Genomic DNA, 19,378 nt, shown 5'->3' with positions numbered 1-19,378 from the left:
AATAATTAACAAGATCAAAAAACAATAGTTCCCAGCAATAAAATGGAGTTGATCTTTTTAGTGACCTGCAATTGTTCAATTTCTTCTGTTTTTTGATTCATATCATAAAGTGCCTGAAAAAAAGCAGTATGCCTAGCCCCATCTACACTATATAACTCCAGCACAAGCTTCCGACTTCGCTCTGCATAAACATAAGCACTATCCATTTGACCGCTTAATGCATATGTTTTGCTTAGATCTTTAGTCGTTGCCGACATCTGATACACATCTCCCAATTTCTCTGCCATATCAAAAGCCCACTTTGTTAATTTTATGCTTTCCGAAAACTTGCCGGTCTTCCTGAAAATATCACCCATATTATTCACCACTACAATCTTTCCGTAGTTGTCTTGCGTTTCATCATATAAGTCACGTGCTTTTTCAAAATGATCAAATGCCCGATCATACTGTTCCAAATCTTCATAAATACTACCCAGATTCTCATGAATCTTAGCTTCGCCATTTTTATTTCCTTCTTCGTTATAAATCGCTAAGGCCCGCATTTGGTATACGAATGCCGAATCATAATCAGCGACCTTTTCAAATAGATGACCAATATTGCCCAATACACCAGCTTCACCATTTTTATCTTTCTCGGCTCTGAAAGAATGGAGCGCTTTATTAAAGTAATTTTTAGCTAGATCATGCTGTTTATTAAAAATATTGAGTTCGCCTATATCACTCCAATTAGATGCGAGTAATTGTTTCGCATTTAACTGGGTGTAGATACGGTCCGCTTGGAAATAATAATCTTGCGCTTGTCCATAATGCCCTTGATTAACACATAACCACCCTATTGCCTGTAAACAATTAGCTTGTAATAACAAGTCTTTATCACCAACCGCCTCAGCATACCGCTTTTTGACTAGCGTAATCGCAGAATCAGGATAGTTTTGACTTAACACCCGAATATCTTTAAATGATTCTACCTGTGCATTTGCGGTGTCACCGATAAATGCCTGTGCTATAAATAGTATTAAAAATATAATTTTATCAGAAATCCTCATATTCAAGTAACTAATTGATGTTGATGTGCAAATGTACACGAAGCATGTTAACAGAATATTAAATCACATTACATGCACGGCCACTTAACATCATAGAACAAAAAAGATTGATTATCATATCGTGTAAAAATGTGTTAAAGCATATTACAAGACACTAGGGAACTATCTCTAAACAGAACATATATGCCTTTAAATAATAAAAACACCACATCCCAATAGAAGAACTGGTTTAAATGATTCAAATAATGAAAGGATTTTACTGGTTGGATTACAAAATGGAAATTACTTTGATGGCATAAAAATTTTTCAATCTAAATAGCGATTTCTTCAAAGTAAATACTATTGTATTCTTCCACTTTCGTTCTCCAGTGCTGATTTTCGCGCACGTTGCGCTTTCGTTGTTCCATTACTAAAACGGTAGCTAAAACTTAACCGTACCTGTCTCGACTCGTAATACCCATAACTGTTAGACACAAAGCCAGGAAAATTTTGAGTGTACTTACTCTGGTTGCCTTTATAGATATCATTAATAGCAAATCGAATTGTTGCTTTATCGTTTAAAAGGATTTTTTGAAAAGCAACGTCCACCTGACTGATCTCCCTGCTTATCGTATTTGCTCCACTCAGGCGATTTGAATTATAAACCGCCGTTACCTCTGCTCTCATTTTAAGCGGTAAACGAAAGGACTGCACCAAACTGACACGTCCTGCCGCTTGTTGTAAGTTCAGATTTCTATACTGATCAAAAGAAACATCATTTTGAATATAATATAGAAGACCATTAAAAGTAAGATCCCACCAGGATTTAGGTGTAAAATTCTGTGTCAGGGATAAAGACCAGTGCTTTTGTATTCCTACATTTCTACTGATCATAACTATTTTATCATTGTCCAGCGTATCGGTCACCTTCGCGTTAAGCTGATCAGTATAAGCAAAATTAAACGAAACTACCGTTGCGCTTTTTAATGAATAAAGAACAGTCAAGCGGTGGGTTAATGAGGGACTTAAAAAGGGGTTTCCTTGCCAAAAAGATAATTCGTCAAGCATATAAATAAAGGGATTCAGATCCTGATATGCTGGTCTCTCAATACGCTTGGCATAAGATAAAGAAACAGTTTGGTTTTCCCCTAACGGTCTCGTAGCAGAAAAAAAGGGGAATAAATTGGTGAAATTTCTTTTGATATCATCATCTAGTTCTGTCCCATTCTCGTTATAAAAAAGCGTTCCTTTAGAGTTCGAATTCTCTATACGTACTCCACCCTGTAGCGACCATTTTCCTAACGTTCTTTTATAATCTATATAGGCACTTGTCGTGTGCTCGTAAAAATGAAAATCATTGGTGCGTCTGTTATCGAGGCTATCCGGGCCTTTATCAACATGGAAAAACCTAGCATTATTCTTGGAACCTACATTTGAATACTTAAAACCCGTTTCCAATTTCCCCTGCCATAAGTTCATCCCATAGTCCAACTTTATTCCCTTTAAATCAATATCTATCCCATTGAGCGTACGGTACAGATTTTCCTGAAGGATATTTTGCTGATGATCACGGTAAATATTAGATTGTAGGTTTTTATTCCATTTATCAAAAAAACCATAGTCAGCATCAAGATTTAAACTTCGTCCTAACGTATCTTCATATTTGTAGTTGAAATTAAAATTGTATCTGGCAGTGCGCTGTCCATAATAATCGTTAATCGCATCCAGCGACTCTTCCATTAATAAGGATGGCAACGTGCTAATCTCCGTTCTGGTATCAGTGATACCTCCACCAAAAATAAAATTACCATTAGCCAGAAAACCGATTGTATTTTTATCATTCAGATAATAATCGATTCCAACCTGACTGGACATCTTCTGACGTTTGTCAACATCCTTGGTATGGCTATTATAAGCTTTACCATTTTGTTGCCTGTTTGTACCATACAGGTAATGATAATTACCCAATGTATGACTATAGTTCGCGAATATATTTAATTTATCCACCCGATAATTAAGCATCGCGTTCTGAAGTTGTTTTGCACTGATACCATAGGCAACAGCAGAGCTGACATTACCATTTAACCCTCTTACCTGATTTTTCTTTGTATTGATATTGATGATTCCTGCAGCTCCAGTTGCCTCATACTTTGCCGTTGGACTATTGATAATTTCAATAGATTTGAGGTTGTTGGAAGATAGAGATTTTAAAAGATCTGTCAGTTCTTTTCCTGAAAGAAACGTCTGTCGACCATCCAATAAAATCTGTACACCACTTTTTCCATTGAGTGTAATATCGCTTTCATTTTCCACAAATACTCCGGGAGCTCTTTTCAGTGCTTCCAAAACAGAAACATCCTGTCCACTCAGTGTATTTTCGACATTATAAATAAGTGTTCCACTTTCAACCTGAACCGTTTTTTCCTACCTTCAACAGTGGCTTCCTCCAGGATATTCTCCAATGGCAGAAGCTTTAAAGTTCCTAAATTAACATCAATTAATTCAAAAATTGCAGATTGATAATCTTTGTCGCCAACATGGCTCACTTTAACAAAATATTTCCCCTTTACTCCAAATCTTAAATTAAATTGTCCGACACTATCAGTCGAGGTGCTTAAAATGAGCTTATCGTTCCGGTCATGTAAGCTTACCGTCGCTAACGGTATTGGTGACATATTACGATCGACCACTTTTCCAGTAATGTATTTATCATTAACCTGTGAGTAGAGCGTTATACCAGTTAAAATAAGTATTCCTATTAATACAATTCTTAAAAATTGAGGTGATACCATTGGTTTATTCAGTGATTATAACTTACAGCAAGAGTAACAATTTAAATCAAAATACGCAATAAAATGCATATAATTTCAAAAAAAACTTGTATTTCAATAATAAAAACATCTACCTACACCATAATAATGCAAGAAAATGCAATTCACATTTCTTTCATTTAAGAATGAAAAATCCTAGTTGGATTTCTATGAGTCCATTAAATTTAAAATAAATAAGGTCAATAAACGATCGTTTATTGACCCTTGATAACTTCATTTTTCAGAATTATCCATAGTCAACTCACACGAAAGAGAATAGATTAGAAAATGAAACTGCTACATTCCTCTTAGTTCACTTCTATTAACTTCAGCGCCATAATCAATTCTCGATTTAGAAAGACAATCTGGGAAATTTGTCCTTATATAACTCATCATCTCTTCTCTTACATAGCAGCGAAGATCAAAAGCCTGTCCCGAGTTTCGGCAACTCATTAAGCAACGAATCTCCATCGTTCGCTCTTTCAGATCAGTGACCTGCAGGACATTGACCTTACCGTCCCACAAAGGATGATGCATAAGCAATGATCCTAATTTTTCTCGTAATTGTTGGACAGGAATCGCGAAATCAACATAAATAAAAACAGTTCCTAAAATCTCTGCCGTAGTTCTCGTCCAATTCTGAAAAGGTTTTTCGATGAAATAGGTAATCGGCAGCACCAGACGGCGCTTATCCCAGATATTAACCACGACATAAGTCAGATTGATTTCTTCGACCTTACCCCACTCGCCCTCAACGATCAGCACATCATCCATCCGAATGGGCTGTGTAAAAGCAATCTGAAAACCTGCTAATAAATTTCCAAGAGATTTCTGAGCGGCAAAACCAATGATTATACCACCAACTCCGACACCCGTCAGCAGTCCAGCACCTATCTTCTGCATACTTTCGAAGCTTAGCAAAATAATGGCAAAAGACACAACGATGATAATAGTAATGAAGACCTTTCGAATAAAAACAATCTGTGTCCTAATTTTTCTTTCACGCAGGTTATTCTCTTTATTGATATCAAAACGATGATATAAATAATCTTCAAAAACTTTTATGGCCTGAATCAGAACAACAGCAAAAAAGCTGATCAGTAAGATTTCATTTATTTTACCGACAATATGCAATGTGGCGGTATTGAAACGCGTAAAAGGTAACAAACTGTTAAAAACGACCAAGGGAATAAAAAGACTCAAAATCTTATTAAATCGCCGTATAAAAGACCGAAAGAGGGAATAAGATGACTGTGCAATCGCCTGATAACGCAAAATCGGGATAAATAAAATCTTAATGAGGATCCCGAGTGCAAAAGAAAACAGTATAAATGCAGTATTCCATATCCAAGCCGGAAATTTTTGTGAAAGTTTAATTAATTCTTCGTTCATCATTATTTTTCTTTTTTTATGCTACCATTATTATGTACTATAAGTATAACGGTATGCTTGGCCTAACGTTTGTTTTATTTTAAAAAAGGAACAAAACCAACTGATTTAGAGATCGCAACGAATATATTCAATTCACCGAAAAGCATTAACCGACAATAATAAATAAGCCGATTACTTAAATCGGCTTATCTACTATTGAAGAAAATACAGTTCTCACTTATTATTGACATATCGTGTAATAAGATTTGTCACCTTACTACAAGACCATACGTCTTGTTGCCATATACATAAGAAATAATAAGTATAGCAAGTATAACAAGTGGCAACAGCATAAATCCAATATTTTTATCGACCATTGCATGGCTAATAAAAGCAAAAATTAGGTTAAATGTTAATCCGGCATAGGCCCACTCTTTCAATTTACTTGGAATTTTAGGATAAGAAATGGCTATTACTCCGAGCACTTTGCAGATAATAAGTGCATAAGCGAAGTAGTCTGGATATCCTAACGGTTTAGTTCCAGCATTAACATACTGTGGCGCAAATAAAAGCGTACCAAGAGGCATGATACCTTCCCAGATAATAAGGATCGCTGTAGCTATCCAAAAGATTAATTTATTCTTTTTCATGTTTTTGAAGATTTATGAATTATTTATATTGCAAAATTGTTTATATTGATATGACAAAGATGCAAGGGTTTGCTTAAATTAACAGATTACAAAAACGACATTATAAGGGGTGAGTTGCGACAGTGGGAACAACGAATTTACAAAACCAAAAAATTCTTTTCTACGATTTGCTTCATTTTAAATGACAGGTATAATGATTAAATTAAATCACATGAATAAAACAACCCTTTTCACTTCAGTTTTAACCACGATGATCCTTTTCATATCCAGTTTAACTTCCTGCGACGGAATTATAGAGCGCAACAACGACCCCTTAGATGCGGCATATGCTAATTTTGAAGAAATTAACGAAAAGTATCATTCCGATATTTTCGAAGTGAAACTGTTCTGTGAAACTGAAGTCACTCGTTCCAGTTCACCTAATCCCATTCGCATCTTTCCATCTGTGAATGACCAACTGATCGTATCCTGCGATGCAGAAAAAAATGATGAGACCCAAGGTGATATGCTTTATTATAAAATAAATAGTAAAGGAATTACAGAAGATACATTACACTTGTCCCAAAATAAATATTGGCCAGAATTTATTGATGATTTCATCATTTTCACCAATGACGAAAAAGCCTATTACACCACTTGGCCACAAGATGGCGATACCACCACACATGCTTTTAAAGTTTTAAATGAAGATTTGAGTTGGACTGGAGAAAAAATAAATCAAAAAATTGCAAGCGCGAAAAAAGATGGCAAATATTGGTTTTTAAAAAATGTAACTAGAAATGATCATTATTACATGCAGTTTTTCTTTTACCAGAATGAACAATGGCAGATACTATGGCAAGAAATACCAGCATACAGAAGCATTGATAGCAGTGAAGATGCCGGCCGTTACCGTGACGATGTTTTTTGGACCGGCGAGCAAGATCCTTATTTACCCGAAAACGTTACTTTTTTACATTTTCACCCTGAGGAAAAATTAAAATACAGCCACAATATCGGTGGTGGAAGTCCAGGATATAGTGTTAAAAACTGGCGCGGGAAAGCTTTCTTTAAAACAAAGATTGGAGATCGTGATTTTAATTTTTTTGAGCCCCATATCGCTGTAGAGAAAGAAAGATTTGACGATTACAAAAATCGATTCTATACGGTGTTAGAAGCAAATTATTCAGCACTACATTTTAAACCAACATTTTATATTTCACCCCATGGGTTCGCATTCTATTCTTCCAATAGTCAGAGTATGTATTTAATACGAAAGAAATAAACAATACTAATTATTGAAATTAAATAAGGATGAGCACATAATTGGAAAGTTTAAACATGATCTGGTCTCCTATTGACAAAAGTGATACCTATCAATAAGACTATATTGATTATAAGGGAAGTAAATTAATGCCTAAAGCGCCAACAGTTATCCAAAGTCATCCAGTTGTTTTTCCATGTGACTAAACTGGTATTCCTGTCGTTTTATTAACTGTAAAAAATGAAAATAACCTATTAAAAACCCAACTTATTGACCAAATCTTTACAAAAGTCAGTAAGCTGAGCTATCTAGAAAAGGTACTTTTGTATATGTGTAAAAATATACGATTAACTTTACTAGTGCTTCTATTAATACTTTTAGTACCTACTGAGAAGGTTTTTTCCCAAATTGGAGCAGGAATAAAATTAGGTGGAAATTTATCTCATGCAGATGGACTATCATTCCGTTCAGCAAATCGGATAGGTTTTCAAGTCGGAGGCATACTAAGTTATCATTTTAGACCTAACATGGCTATCCAAGTAGAGCCCACGTATAATGTAACACGTGTCAGAACAAATGCTGAAACTGTGGATCAGGTTAACGGTATTGCAAAAGGAAACAAGGCCCTCCAGTTCTTTGATTTCCCTGTATTATTTAAGTTAGACCTGACATCAAATTTTGCATTATTAGGTGGCCTCGAATTCAATAAACTATTGAATGAAGATAAATATCTACTGAATAATGGAGAAGAGGCATTTAATAGAGGCTTCCGAATGGGTTACACTTTTGGATTAGAATTGGGAAAATTGTATTTCCGATATCGAAGTGTAGAAAGAAAAACCGGTGTATACCACAACTGGAATACGAGTATTTCGCAATATCAAATAGGCGTTAAATGGAACCTTTTCTAGAAGCTATAAAAAGAAGTGTCTAAATTCTCGGTTAAAGTTCATCTAAATGTGATTGTTTTCAATCGGATGTAAAATAAATTTGTTTATTTTTCCATTCAGGATAAGGATACTTAACAGATTTAAATTTTAAACTTAATAAACCAATTCAAACTTTTATAATAATGCTATCTAAATTATTTCTTCTTCAGAGTTGCATGATCTTCCTGTTCATATTTAGTGTTCCTTTAAAAGCACAGACACAGCAGACATTTACAGGTTGGAGTGCCGCATTTTTCACTTACAAAATAAATCCCATGTTCAGCATACATTTTGATGGACAAGCTCGAAGTACAGATCAACTCAAAGACATACAATCCTTTATTATCCGACCGGGATTGAATTATCATATCAAGAACAATATGATTGCCACTTTAGGGTATGCCTACATCGGGAACCAAAGAAATATTAGCGCTATCCATGGCTGGGTACCAGAACACCGCATATGGGAGCAATTTATTATAAACCAAAAATTTACCGTTCTAAATCGACCTTTCACACTGCAGCACCGTTTTAGATTAGAACAGCGCTTTATGGGCCAACCTACTGTTGAGCAAAACGAGCTGGTTACGGACCGTGACGATTTTGCCCAAAGACTGCGCTATTTCACCCGTGCCATTGTCCCTGTTTCCGAAACCACTAGTTTTACTGATGGTGCTTTCATTGCACTGCAAAATGAAATTTTTGCACATATTCAAAATGCCCCCAATGGTAAGTTATTTGACCAAAACAGAGCTTACCTAGCATTAGGATGGCGGGTAAATCCAAAATTTGATATAGAAGCAGGTTACATGAATCAATATAGCCTAGGCAGAAATAATAAGACTGTAAATAATATCATACAGGTCGCAGCTTATCTCAGATTATAAACGATAGTGCTCTTTGATTTAAAAAGGTAGCATATGATGCTCCATTTATATCATTCACGGATTATTCGCGTTAATTAACGCGTTTTTTTGCAAAAGGATTAAACGATAAACCAGCATTAAAATAAAAAGATGGATCCGTAGATGCTTCATAAATAAAATCATTCTGAGATTTGTTTTTCTCTGATATTCGAGATCTTAACGAATTTCTCATCCCGGTTTTGACCATAGCTATAAAAGAACGGCCCAGATTGTGTTCATAAAGCAGCCCTGAATTCAAATTCATCTGATTGAAGATCTGGACGCTCGATAATCCAGCAAAATCATAGATATAGAAGGTGTTATTATCAAGCTCCGATCCAAAAGATGCACGTCCATTACCCAAAATAGTTTTACGAAGATAAACGGCTTTCGGCAACACGACATCGACCACCCAGCCCTGTTGATACTGTCTCTTATATGTAAAAGTAGGTATCACAGGTACAAGCACTTGGTCCAATAAACCGACCACACCTAAGGTCATCTGCACCTCACGGGTAGCTTTTAGAACCAAGTTTCCCATCAGCATACCACGAACACGTTCAAAGCCTTTCTCACTTCCATCAGTCATCAAACTCGCGCTATAAATAGCCATTTTCCCAAATAATCTTGAGTAGTAAGTAAAATTTAATGATTCATGGTGATAGTGATAATCTTGCTTCTCCTGATATATTTGCCGTGTACTCAAATCAGGTTGCAGCAGCTCTACAGAAAGATGCCGATAACCCACAAGCGTTCCTAAAGTCCAATTTTTTCTCTTCATCAAGTTGACATTCATACTGGCATTCGCTTGATGCATATTTTGAACCTCTCCCTTAGGAAGTGGATTCTTTAAATACTTTGAAGCATATTTAAACCCACCAACAATTTCGTACTCCAGATTCAGTACGCGGATCGCCGGAAATTTATCCGCAATAATAGCACGGACTTTGTCTGGGATACTGTCTTTTGTCTGGGCTTTGGTAACAAAAGTGTAAATGCCTATTCCAAATATGAGCAAAATCTTTTTTAACATATAACAATGGATAAATGGTTGATAAAACGGTACAAGAATATCCTAAATGTGGATATGAAAAATACATTTTAGACGAAACACCCTTTATTTTATACAAAAGATCCTTTCTTAGAATAATATAGAACGCACACCATACTACTTTCAATTACTTTGGTATAAAAAAAGCACTCTTGGTATAAAAGAAATTAGAGTAGGCTCAAAAAAAATTACTTTTGTTCCTATACAGTAACATTATTACTAAGAACTGATGCAAGATTTTAAAAATGGAATAATCATACGTTACTTGACCGAAAAAAAATATAGGGTCCTCCGCCACAGCGTATTTGTAGTGGGGCTCCTTTTGCTTTTTTTCAATTCAGACATGAAGACAGAGCTATCTGATCCATATAAAACCTATCTACATTTATCAGTATGGATCGTTTTTGTATGTATGTTCTACATCAACATGTATCTGCTGATACCACGTTTTTTTTCAAGGGAAGGTATGAGATCTATATAATATTATTAATCTTATTGGTTATTGGAAGTTTACTGATCGTCATGTATGTTTCCAATTATATGCATGTTATAACGGCTGCAAATTTAAAAGTTGATAAGCGGCAAAACATGAATTTTTTCAACGGGATCTTAGTCAGTATTCCCATTATTTTGACAACCACAACACTGAAACTTTTTAATCGTTGGATCAAAGACAATAAGAGAATATCTGAACTCAAAAACCTGGCCCTAACATCTGAGTTAACTTCCCTAAGAAACCAGATACAGCCACACTTTTTGTTTAATATGTTGAATAATGTCAAAGCACTGATACGGAAAGATCCTGAAATGGCAACGGAAGTCATTATCAAACTATCGGATTTTTTAAGATACCAGCTTTACGAAAATGATAACGATAAAACACTTTTAACTGGAGAAATAAACTTTATAACCAATTTTCTAAAATTGGAAGAAATAAGAAGAGATCATTTGAAAACGACCATACAATGCGAAGCTGAACTCGTTAAAAAAATATTTTCTTACCTCCGCATATTTTTACGGCCTTTATCGAAAATGCTATAAAATACAGTTTAAGTGCGACAGAAGGAACGTCCTTTATTCATATTTCCTTTATGGCAAGTGATGGGCAGCTTCACTTTGAATGCCGCAATTCCAAAGATCCAAAACTAGCCCTCAATCCTAACAAAAAATATAGCGGGCTGGGCCTCACCAATACTAAACGTAGGTTAGAATTGTTATATCAAGATGATTATCAGTTAAATATTACTGTTCAAGAAACGGAATATAGCGTAAAATTAACGATCCCAATATGAAGTGTATTATAGTTGATGATGAACCTCTCGCTCGTGAAGAAATGAGCAATCTGGTACAAGAAATTTCAGCCCTTGAGATTGTAGGGGAATTTTCCAGCGCTATTGGGGCAATGGAATTTTTAAAAAATAATGCTGTTGATCTGCTATTTCTGGATATTGAAATGCCGACCATCAATGGTCTTGATTTTGCACAGTCATTGCCTACAGATAAATTAGTGATTTTAACGACAGCATATAGTCAGTATGCATTGCAGGGGTATGAACTTGACGCAATTGACTATCTCTTAAAACCGATCAAAAAGGAGCGACTAGCAAAAGCGATAACGAAAGCAATCGCTTACCAAAAACTGTTGACATTTCATGAACAGAAAAACACATTTGAAGCCAGCAATGACAATTCTATACTGATAAAATCAGATCGAAAATATTATAAAATCACCTTTGATGAAATCAAATTCATTGAAGCCCTAAAAGATTATGTCGTGATCTATACTCGCAACAACAAACTGATCACAGCCATGAACTTAAAAACAATCCATCAAAAACTGAACTCCGAACTCTTTATCCGGGTAAGTAAATCTTACCTGATCAATATGTCATTTATCGATTCTTTTGATAGTCATACCATTTACATAGACGACGCAGAGATACCAATAGGAGAAATCTATCGCAACGATTTTTTCCAAAAATATACAAGCGGTCTTTTATAAGAGTTCATTCGATTAGGCAACATCAAAGCGTTCCAATAAATCAACTCGAATATTATGGCTGTCCAACAAATTGGTTAACCGGTCAATAGAACAGTCAGCTGTTTCTACTCGAAAAATCGAATCTTCATCGTCAAGATCTACTGTAGGGGAAAACACTTCCGGCATATTCAATTGCAATAATTGCATCAAAAAATTTTGCTCTCTACTGTTTTTATTGAACTCTTAAAAATTAATACCTGCTTAACCATGTTCTTTGAATTAGTTTTAACCAAATTATTCTGACTCTATCAAACCGGAATAGAGCATTGTTAAACAAATCTACTCGATATGGACTTACCAGATTTGAATTTTATACCAAAAGGTTAGATTATTATACGAAAATAGTCATATCAGCAGAATAACCGCAATATACTCCAGTACCTGCTCCAGCTAGCTTTAAGAGTATTAGATTTAATACTGAGTATAAATATAATTTGACAAGCACCCCAATATCCGATATCAGCCTGAAATAAGATGGAAGCAGTTTTTGTTAGATACAATTAGTACCAGAAAAGCACTGCATAAATGACCACGCTTTCTTGTACTAATTGTATGCAGAAAATATTTAAATGTGATGATTTAGTTACCCCAGTTTTTATTGGCTTTATCACCCATAACAAATTCAAGTATCCCCCCTTTAAGAATATCCGCATGATCTAATTGTGCTGTATTCAAAGGTTGGCCATTCAATTTGGCCGACTGAATATATTTATTTTTTTCCGAAGCATTTTTTCCGATAATAACAAAAGACTTGCCATTGGGAAGTTGTATACTCGCTTTTGAGAAGAATGGAGAACCTATGCTATAAGAAGTAAGTCCAGGAGTTACCGGATAGAATCCCATCTGTGAAAAAACAACAAACGCTGACATACCCCCTCCGTCCTCATCTCCAGGTACTCCCATCAAGTCGTTTCTAAACCATTCTCCTACCAATTTGTGAATCCGTTTTTGTGTCATCCAAGGCTGTCCCGCATAGTTGTATAGATATGGAATATGGAGCGAAGGTTCATTGGCCATAGAGAATTGTCCTACATTTCCGGTATGGTCAGGAAGCTGCGCATAAAAATCAAATTTAGATCTGCCCAAAGGTTGCTGGAACATATCGTCTAAATATTGAATAAACAGTTCATTACCACCCATCAATTTGATAAGATCCGGAATATTATGCTGTACATCCCAGCGGTATATCCAGGCATTATTTTCGCCATAATATTCACGCGCCCCCTGTCCTCCTGAAAACACATAATCAAAAGGCATAATAAATTTTCCTTTATCGTCCTTTGGATGGAAAAATTTAGTTTGCTCATTGAATAGATTCCTATAGTTGAATGACTGTTTCATAAACAGTTCATAATCCGCTTTCATACCAAGCTCGTTGGCTAATTGAGCCAAACACCAAAGATCATAGGACGTGCCCAAAGTTACTGCTACAGGTTGTCTTTTTTCAAAACCATTAACCTCAGGTATTGTTTCTTTCTCATTAGGGTATAGTGCCGGTATATAGCCTTTTTCTTTAAAAAAATCATCCAATTTTCCGGCAGGTTTACCTGACCATGGTGCTAAAGTCTTTTCAGTTATAGCACCTTTCGCCGCCAGATAAGCTTTCTTAATATCGAAATTACGTATTCCTTTTCGGTAAGCATCTAGCAATGTGGCGACACCATGATTGGAATTCATTCGCCTGCTATCGCCAGTTATTTCAGGAAAAGTAGGCAACCAAGGTTCCTTCATTTGTTCGGACATCCGAACAAATGAATTCAAAATCAAGGCTTCATTATCCGAATCGAGCAATACCCGAAGCGATGATGCGCCTGTACGAGTCCCAGATCCAATCATCTGTAAAAATGCTTTCCCTTGATCATCATGTACTTTTCCGTCAAATGCACTGTAATAGCGATTATCCTCAGAAATATTAACAGGACGCTCATAAGTTCTATATAAAGAGGTATAAAACACTTTTTTATCCGATTCATTTTCACCTTCTACAGCAATTTTCCCTAAAGCCTCATTCCAGATCTTTCGTCCATTGGCGGCTAATTTCTCTTGGTTAAAATCCGTATCTCACGTTTCAGATTGGCTTTTGCCTGTGCAACGTCGATAAAAGAAATACCGTACTTCATCCGTAAGGCTGATCCAGATTGGTCAAATTGCAATACGATACAGGCATTTTTACCTGCAACTTCAGTACTTTTTTCCAATTTCGAGCCTTTCAAACCACTAACCGCTACTGGTTTTGATTCAGGCACAGCATAGATATAGACACGGGTACCGTTACCGATATCCTGGGAACCGGAAAGCCCCTGACCATCCCACTGCAATTTTCCTTCATGTGAATTGAACTGCAGATACTTGTTTGATTTGGTAGGAAAAGTAAAGGTGTACATACCCGACTGATGTGATACCGCATAATCGACTTTGATATCCTCCTGATCCAACTGTACCGAATAAGAATAGGGATTTATTTCTTCTTGATCATAACTGTACAGTTGCACAGGTTTCAGATCGGATGGTAATTTTATCATCGGACTCAAGTTAAAAGCCGATTTTCCACGGTGACTCGTAACAATAAGCGGAAGACCAAATAAGCGATCTGAAGTGAAGTCCGCTCGCTCAGGATAAACCCGCAACATACTATTTGGTAGATGAACGGTCGGGTAAGTCGGCACCAATAAATGACTGATGTTTCCCATATAAGGATTGACATAATCCACATACTCTTTGGGGCCTTGGGTCTGAGAAAAACCTTTTAGCATAAAAATCGAAAGAAAAGAACAGCAATATATTGTTCGTAATAATGTATTCGATTTATGTTTAATAATCTTTTTTAACATGGTAAACAATTAAGGAATCAACGGTTTAAGGAAAAATAACATTTAAGATCTTAAAGATAATTTATTTTGACAATATAGGGTCTATTTATAGCAGTATTATTTAGAAACTGTGATCTGTCCCGTTTGTTTTACTTTTTTAAACTGCCGTCCTTATATATTCCAGCTTATCCATAGCTATTCATCGTAACCAATTATTAAATTTGCTAACTTTCAGAGTATGGTACGGTCAATCAATATTCATCTTGTCCAGAAACATACCTACCATAGAATAGCTGTAACTTCCTCAATAAACACGCAAATGAGTTTAACATTTTCATGATTATTAAAAGAACCACTAGCGTTAAACATCATAATATATTCACTTCTATCGGGGAGCAAGAGTACATATTTAAATTCCTAACTTTAGATATAAAATCTATAAGCATACCATGTCGGAGTTATTCAGAAAACATTTAGAAAAATTCGTTACGATTGATGATGAGACGTTTCATGAAATATTGAAATATTTTCACACAAAACAGGTCGCCAAAAAAGAAAATTTACTGCAGGAAGGCCAAGTTTGCAAGCACCATTATTTTGTTGTTTATGGTTTACTCCGTAAATTCTTTATCAATGAAAAAGGTACCGAACAAACGACAGAATTTGCTATCGAAACCTGGTGGCTCACCGATAATATTGCATATGAGCATAAACAAACGACGTCCTGTTACATTCAAGCAGTAGAAAAAACGCAAGTGCTATATATAGATCAGGAAAGTCAAGAAAAACTTTTAGCTGCATTTCCGGTTATGGAACGCTATTTTCGATTTATCTATCAAAGAGCATATGCCGCCGCACAGTTGCGCGTACACTATCTTTTTTCATTATCTAAAGAGGAGTTTTATTTAAGTTTGGCGCATAAACACCCTGAATTTGTACAAAGAGTACCTCAATATCTTATTGCCTCTTTTCTTGGTTTTACGCCAGAATATTTAAGTGAAATCCGGAAGAAAAGTGTTTCTTAAACCAGTTTAACTTTTTAAAATTTTACAATACCCATTTTTGTACTGTTAACAATAAATATTAAAAAAAATAAAACTATGCAAAATCGTATTAATATCGGTTCGGTAGAACCCAATGCATTAAAGGCAATGATGGGCCTTGAAACGTATATCTCTCAAGCTCCGATTTCAAAATCGCTAAAAGAGCTTATTAAAATTCGTGCTTCTCAAATTAATGGATGTGCTTATTGCATCGATATGCACACCAAGGATGCGTTGAAAAACGGAGAAACAAACCAACGTATTTTTCTGCTAAGTGCATGGCATGAAACACATGATATTTTTACCAAAGAGGAAAAGGTAGTGCTAAAAATTACAGAAGAAGTAACACTAATCCATAAAAACGGATTAACTGACGAAACCTACGACAAAGCTTTAAAGTTCTTTTCCGATAATCAGATTGCTCAAATCATCATGCAGTTGTAGTGATTAATGCCTGGAATAGAATTGCAATCAGTGGCCATCTAAAAATCGAAGAAGCCCACGGATAAAGCTCTTTAAAAGAAACCGTATATTTTCTTATCTACGGTTTCTTTTCAACTCACTTACCTTCTCAACTACTAACATCTTAACTTGCTAACCTCTTAGCAAGTGACACAATAATCCAGCGACGTAGTAAATTGTTAAAACCTACTCACCACATAAGTTTCAAACATTTAAACAAGTATACAGTCTCCTTCGAAACACTTATTCACACATTTAAACACGTTTTCCACATTTTGTTAACAACACAGAAAGACAAAATGGAAATTTGCACTAAAACAAACTCAAAAAACCGCTTTCCACAGTTTTACTGACAATATGTGGAGAAAGTAATTAACATTGTTAGTTCAATAATGTTAATTAACAAAAATTCAATTTCTATCAACAAGATATGCACTTATGAACATAAAACGCAGATAAAAGACGAGATTCAAACTATTTACACCGAACACCAAACTTCAATTTATTGAGTTATCAACATGTTATCCACACATTAGCGATATCTAATTACTGAAAAATTTGAATTCGTCAAAAATATGCGCAAATAACACTAAAATCGAACATTGTGCATATTATGTGGAAAAAGTAATCCACACCTATTCAACATCCAATTTCATTCACATAAAAACAACTATTACTCACAATATGTGGATATCTTGGCATTTATCATTTACAATTAAAGGTTCTCAAAATTATTTATCACCTGTATCGTACAATTTTTCCACTTATATTAACATGTTATCCACATTTTATAAACATCCTTTATAAAACAAAAATAACGGTATTCAAAAAAATGAAAATTAGGGGTCAATTAACCATTTTGTGAACAGCATGTGGAAAAAGTAATTAACATTACTAAATAGTGTATTCTGCCCAGCTATAAGATGTATAAAATTTAAAAAAGAAATTTTCAACTAATAGCAACGTATACCCGATATAAGGTTAGTATAATCCAAAAATAAAATCGAATGCATTTTTTTTAAAGCATGATGATCGAGATAAAATAAGCAATCACTAAAAAAACAGGTCGGTAAAAAGAATTTATTGTGCTTATGGATCGGGGTCGACAATCGAAATTATCTCAAATAAAGGATAATTCTGATTGAATTACAATAATTTTTAAAAACATCAAGATTCATGTTGCCACATATAAACCGCCTTATTTGAACCTATAGACGCTTTTACGAGAATTTAAACGCTTTAAGCCAAAAAATATTAGCCATTGGTTAACTTTTGTACAGATAAAATACTTATATTGCATAGCTATATGATGAGGACCTAAGATATTTCAATGGCTAGAAAAACTTACCAAGGAGAAAAAAACAATAAAAGTAGAACGATGAATAAGCTGATTCAGGCTGTTGGAATTGTTCTAAAAAATAAAAGATATACCGGATTAACGGTCAGTAATATTACAGCCGAAGCTGGTGTAGATAGAAAACTCGTCTCTGTTTATTTTGGTTCCGTAAACAATCTCATTGAAACCTATATTAAAAGTAAAAACTATTGGGATACTATTAACGAAAGTGCGATAAACCTCTTAACTACTGCTCCTGAAACAAGTACACGCCTCATTCTTGAAAATCTATTATTGACTCAACTTGAACATTTCACGAACGACGAAGAAATGCAAAAAGTTGTGCTCTGGCAGATTAGTGAAAATGCAGAGCTCATGGCTCACCTAACAGCAAACAGAGAGGAAATTTACCCCTTGCTTTTTCCGAAAGCCGATCAGGAACTCAAAGATCAACATGTAGATCTAAGAGCGATTTCCAGTATCTTGATTGCCGGTATTTATTATCTTGTCCTGCATACCAAAACAACTAATAGCACATTTTGCGAAATAGACCTTACAACAGACCAAGGAATGGGAAGAATTAAAACGACACTTAAAAAAATTTTAGAAAATACCTATAATACAGTTAACAGCAAAGTGAAAATGTGAACAAATAGAAGAAAGATGTATCACTGACTTGACACACTTCCAAAGGATGAAAAGACACATAATAATCACTTAACGAAATAAAAGAAAGTGCTCGTCTTCGCAGTTACTAACTTCTTTATAACATTACGATGTGACCTACAACTTTAAGATTTCATTAATTTAGCAAATTCTTTTACAGTGGTAAATTTTAAAAAATAGGACGAATCATCAAAAATAATCAATAATTGTGCAATTTAACTTTTATAGTCCCATCACTGATATTTTCAAGCAGCATATATTTCTAAGGAACATATTAAAAATTTTTCGTCACCACTGGCATTTAATTTATTGAAATTTATGTCAATTACAGATGTCCTTATAATTTAATATTGCTGAAATGTGAGCCCGCAACATTGCAATTATTGCATTAAGAAGCCGGACCTCACATCGGAATTCGACATATGCAAATCGTTGATTTGGACAGAAAAAATGTAATTTCTATTTGCTGACTGTGTCTATATCGTTCTACTATTTGATAAAAAACATTAATTATTACAAAAAAGAGACAAAAAAGTGTATAAATGCAGAATCCCAATAGCGTTGTTAGGCACTACCGGAATTCTATATCAGAAATTTCTTAATGAGGTTGCTTGAACTTACTTCAATTTATGCTTCACACCTTCGAAAGTCATTTTTACGGGATTAATATGACCATTCGCATCAAATGTCATCACATCGATACAAGTTTCTCTTTCATTCGCGCCCGTTTTTCCCAATGGTCTGCGGTGATAAACGATATAATATTGATCTTTATTTGGAATTTTAATTACCGAATGATGTCCCGCCCCAGTTGCGATTGTAGGATCCTGTTCCAAAATGGTACCGATTCGTTTAAAGGGACCAAAAGGAGAATCCGCAATAGCGTAGGCTACCTTATAATTCGGAAGACCCCAACCTCCCTCAGACCACATAAAGTAGTATTTATTATTGCGAATAAACATAAACGGACCTTCTACATAATTTTCAGGAGTTACCTCCTTATAGATCGTTCCATCATCAAAAGGAACTAAACTTT

19 protein-coding genes are annotated in these 19,378 nt (G+C 35.0%); 9 read left to right on the top strand and 10 right to left on the bottom strand.

Annotated elements, in window-relative coordinates:
* Positions 1-14 precede the first annotated feature (14 nt).
* From L950_RS25545 to L950_RS00060, 5 genes are all read right to left on the bottom strand, one after another.
* Positions 15-1,046: a tetratricopeptide repeat protein gene (locus L950_RS25545; RefSeq protein ID WP_052764262.1), complete on the bottom strand. Its 1,032-nt coding sequence runs from the start codon at positions 1,044-1,046 to the stop codon at positions 15-17.
* A 339-nt stretch (positions 1,047-1,385) separates the two neighbouring features.
* On the bottom strand, positions 1,386-3,395 hold the full coding sequence (locus L950_RS00075) for an outer membrane beta-barrel family protein (protein ID WP_262506923.1): 2,010 nt from the start codon (positions 3,393-3,395) through the stop codon (positions 1,386-1,388).
* Positions 3,392-3,817 (bottom strand): carboxypeptidase-like regulatory domain-containing protein, encoded by a 426-nt coding sequence (locus L950_RS00070; protein WP_021190025.1) that lies wholly within the window; start codon positions 3,815-3,817, stop codon positions 3,392-3,394. Before L950_RS00070 ends, L950_RS00075 begins: the two co-directional genes overlap by 4 nt.
* A 315-nt stretch (positions 3,818-4,132) precedes the next feature.
* On the bottom strand, positions 4,133-5,230 hold the full coding sequence (locus tag L950_RS00065) for a mechanosensitive ion channel family protein (protein ID WP_021190024.1): 1,098 nt from the start codon (positions 5,228-5,230) through the stop codon (positions 4,133-4,135).
* 245 nt (positions 5,231-5,475) lie between these two features.
* The gene (locus L950_RS00060; protein ID WP_021190023.1) at positions 5,476-5,856 is read right to left on the bottom strand and encodes a DoxX family protein; all 381 of its coding nucleotides are present in this window, start codon (positions 5,854-5,856) and stop codon (positions 5,476-5,478) included.
* Between the two features lie 211 nt (positions 5,857-6,067).
* On the opposite strand from L950_RS00060, the gene L950_RS00055 reads away from it, so the two are divergent.
* From L950_RS00055 to L950_RS00045, 3 genes are all read left to right on the top strand, one after another.
* Positions 6,068-7,120, top strand: coding sequence for a hypothetical protein (locus L950_RS00055; protein WP_156169465.1), 1,053 nt, complete (start codon positions 6,068-6,070; stop codon positions 7,118-7,120).
* Positions 7,121-7,428: 308 nt separating this feature from the next.
* Positions 7,429-8,010, top strand: coding sequence for an outer membrane beta-barrel protein (locus tag L950_RS00050; RefSeq protein ID WP_084825327.1), 582 nt, complete (start codon positions 7,429-7,431; stop codon positions 8,008-8,010).
* Positions 8,011-8,204: 194 nt separating this feature from the next.
* Positions 8,205-8,915 carry a DUF2490 domain-containing protein gene (locus tag L950_RS00045; RefSeq protein ID WP_021190020.1) on the top strand — a complete coding sequence of 237 codons (711 nt, stop codon included), beginning with the start codon at positions 8,205-8,207 and terminating at the stop codon, positions 8,913-8,915.
* Between the two features lie 70 nt (positions 8,916-8,985).
* Here L950_RS00045 and L950_RS00040 read toward each other — a convergent pair whose 3' ends face one another.
* On the bottom strand, positions 8,986-9,966 hold the full coding sequence (locus tag L950_RS00040) for a DUF6268 family outer membrane beta-barrel protein (RefSeq protein ID WP_021190019.1): 981 nt from the start codon (positions 9,964-9,966) through the stop codon (positions 8,986-8,988).
* Positions 9,967-10,392: 426 nt separating this feature from the next.
* Between L950_RS00040 and L950_RS29115 the strand changes: the two genes are divergently transcribed.
* Genes L950_RS29115 through L950_RS00030 form a run of 3 tightly spaced genes read left to right on the top strand, consistent with a single transcriptional unit; the run spans position 10,393 to position 11,986 of the window.
* Positions 10,393-11,025, top strand: a complete 633-nt coding sequence (locus L950_RS29115) for a histidine kinase (protein WP_197086141.1) — start codon at positions 10,393-10,395, stop codon at positions 11,023-11,025.
* The gene (locus L950_RS36940; protein WP_197086153.1) at positions 10,977-11,276 is read left to right on the top strand and encodes a GHKL domain-containing protein; all 300 of its coding nucleotides are present in this window, start codon (positions 10,977-10,979) and stop codon (positions 11,274-11,276) included. The genes L950_RS29115 and L950_RS36940 overlap by 49 nt, the downstream gene beginning before the upstream one ends.
* On the top strand, positions 11,273-11,986 hold the full coding sequence (locus L950_RS00030) for a LytR/AlgR family response regulator transcription factor (RefSeq protein ID WP_021190018.1): 714 nt from the start codon (positions 11,273-11,275) through the stop codon (positions 11,984-11,986). The genes L950_RS36940 and L950_RS00030 overlap by 4 nt, the downstream gene beginning before the upstream one ends.
* A gap of 12 nt (positions 11,987-11,998) precedes the next feature.
* Here the strand turns inward: L950_RS00030 and L950_RS28285 are convergent, their stop codons facing one another.
* The 3 genes from L950_RS28285 to L950_RS31260 form a co-directional block, all read right to left on the bottom strand.
* A complete protein-coding gene (locus L950_RS28285) occupies positions 11,999-12,175 on the bottom strand; it encodes a hypothetical protein (protein WP_156169464.1) in 177 nt (58 codons plus the stop codon).
* Positions 12,176-12,604: 429 nt separating this feature from the next.
* Positions 12,605-14,017 (bottom strand): glycoside hydrolase family 92 protein, encoded by a 1,413-nt coding sequence (locus L950_RS31265; protein ID WP_231576726.1) that lies wholly within the window; start codon positions 14,015-14,017, stop codon positions 12,605-12,607.
* 41 nt (positions 14,018-14,058) lie between these two features.
* A complete protein-coding gene (locus L950_RS31260) occupies positions 14,059-14,778 on the bottom strand; it encodes a hypothetical protein (RefSeq protein WP_084825324.1) in 720 nt (239 codons plus the stop codon).
* Between the two features lie 506 nt (positions 14,779-15,284).
* Here L950_RS31260 and L950_RS00020 point away from each other — a divergent pair.
* The 3 genes from L950_RS00020 to L950_RS00010 all read left to right on the top strand — a co-directional run bounded on the left by L950_RS00020 (position 15,285) and on the right by L950_RS00010 (position 18,324).
* Positions 15,285-15,860, top strand: coding sequence for a Crp/Fnr family transcriptional regulator (locus tag L950_RS00020; protein WP_021190016.1), 576 nt, complete (start codon positions 15,285-15,287; stop codon positions 15,858-15,860).
* 75 nt (positions 15,861-15,935) lie between these two features.
* Positions 15,936-16,322 (top strand): carboxymuconolactone decarboxylase family protein, encoded by a 387-nt coding sequence (locus L950_RS00015; RefSeq protein WP_021190015.1) that lies wholly within the window; start codon positions 15,936-15,938, stop codon positions 16,320-16,322.
* A gap of 1,348 nt (positions 16,323-17,670) precedes the next feature.
* Positions 17,671-18,324 carry a TetR/AcrR family transcriptional regulator gene (locus tag L950_RS00010; protein WP_021190014.1) on the top strand — a complete coding sequence of 218 codons (654 nt, stop codon included), beginning with the start codon at positions 17,671-17,673 and terminating at the stop codon, positions 18,322-18,324.
* Between the two features lie 635 nt (positions 18,325-18,959).
* Here the strand turns inward: L950_RS00010 and L950_RS00005 are convergent.
* A partial coding sequence (locus L950_RS00005) for a family 43 glycosylhydrolase (RefSeq protein WP_021190013.1) occupies positions 18,960-19,378 on the bottom strand: 419 nt, incomplete at its 5' end.

Source organism: Sphingobacterium sp. IITKGP-BTPF85, from assembly GCF_001006065.1.
GTDB lineage: Bacteria > Bacteroidota > Bacteroidia > Sphingobacteriales > Sphingobacteriaceae > Sphingobacterium > Sphingobacterium anhuiense.
Note: the sequence above shows the minus strand (reverse complement) of the source record. Positions and strands in the feature narration are given on the sequence as shown.

Bases quoted from the DNA above. Each gene is read 5' to 3' on its own strand.
- L950_RS25545 (WP_052764262.1), bottom strand. From the start codon at position 1,046: ATGAGGATTTCTGATAAAATTATATTTTTAATACTATTTATAGCACAG.
- L950_RS00070 (WP_021190025.1), bottom strand. From the start codon at position 3,817: ATGGTATCACCTCAATTTTTAAGAATTGTATTAATAGGAATACTTATT.
- L950_RS00065 (WP_021190024.1), bottom strand. From the start codon at position 5,230: ATGATGAACGAAGAATTAATTAAACTTTCACAAAAATTTCCGGCTTGG.
- L950_RS00060 (WP_021190023.1), bottom strand. From the start codon at position 5,856: ATGAAAAAGAATAAATTAATCTTTTGGATAGCTACAGCGATCCTTATT.
- L950_RS00055 (WP_156169465.1), top strand. From the start codon at position 6,068: ATGAATAAAACAACCCTTTTCACTTCAGTTTTAACCACGATGATCCTT.
- L950_RS00050 (WP_084825327.1), top strand. From the start codon at position 7,429: ATGTGTAAAAATATACGATTAACTTTACTAGTGCTTCTATTAATACTT.
- L950_RS00045 (WP_021190020.1), top strand. From the start codon at position 8,205: ATGATCTTCCTGTTCATATTTAGTGTTCCTTTAAAAGCACAGACACAG.
- L950_RS00040 (WP_021190019.1), bottom strand. From the start codon at position 9,966: ATGTTAAAAAAGATTTTGCTCATATTTGGAATAGGCATTTACACTTTT.
- L950_RS29115 (WP_197086141.1), top strand. From the start codon at position 10,393: ATGTATGTTCTACATCAACATGTATCTGCTGATACCACGTTTTTTTTC.
- L950_RS00030 (WP_021190018.1), top strand. From the start codon at position 11,273: ATGAAGTGTATTATAGTTGATGATGAACCTCTCGCTCGTGAAGAAATG.
- L950_RS31260 (WP_084825324.1), bottom strand. From the start codon at position 14,778: ATGCTAAAAGGTTTTTCTCAGACCCAAGGCCCCAAAGAGTATGTGGAT.
- L950_RS00020 (WP_021190016.1), top strand. From the start codon at position 15,285: ATGTCGGAGTTATTCAGAAAACATTTAGAAAAATTCGTTACGATTGAT.
- L950_RS00015 (WP_021190015.1), top strand. From the start codon at position 15,936: ATGCAAAATCGTATTAATATCGGTTCGGTAGAACCCAATGCATTAAAG.
- L950_RS00010 (WP_021190014.1), top strand. From the start codon at position 17,671: ATGGCTAGAAAAACTTACCAAGGAGAAAAAAACAATAAAAGTAGAACG.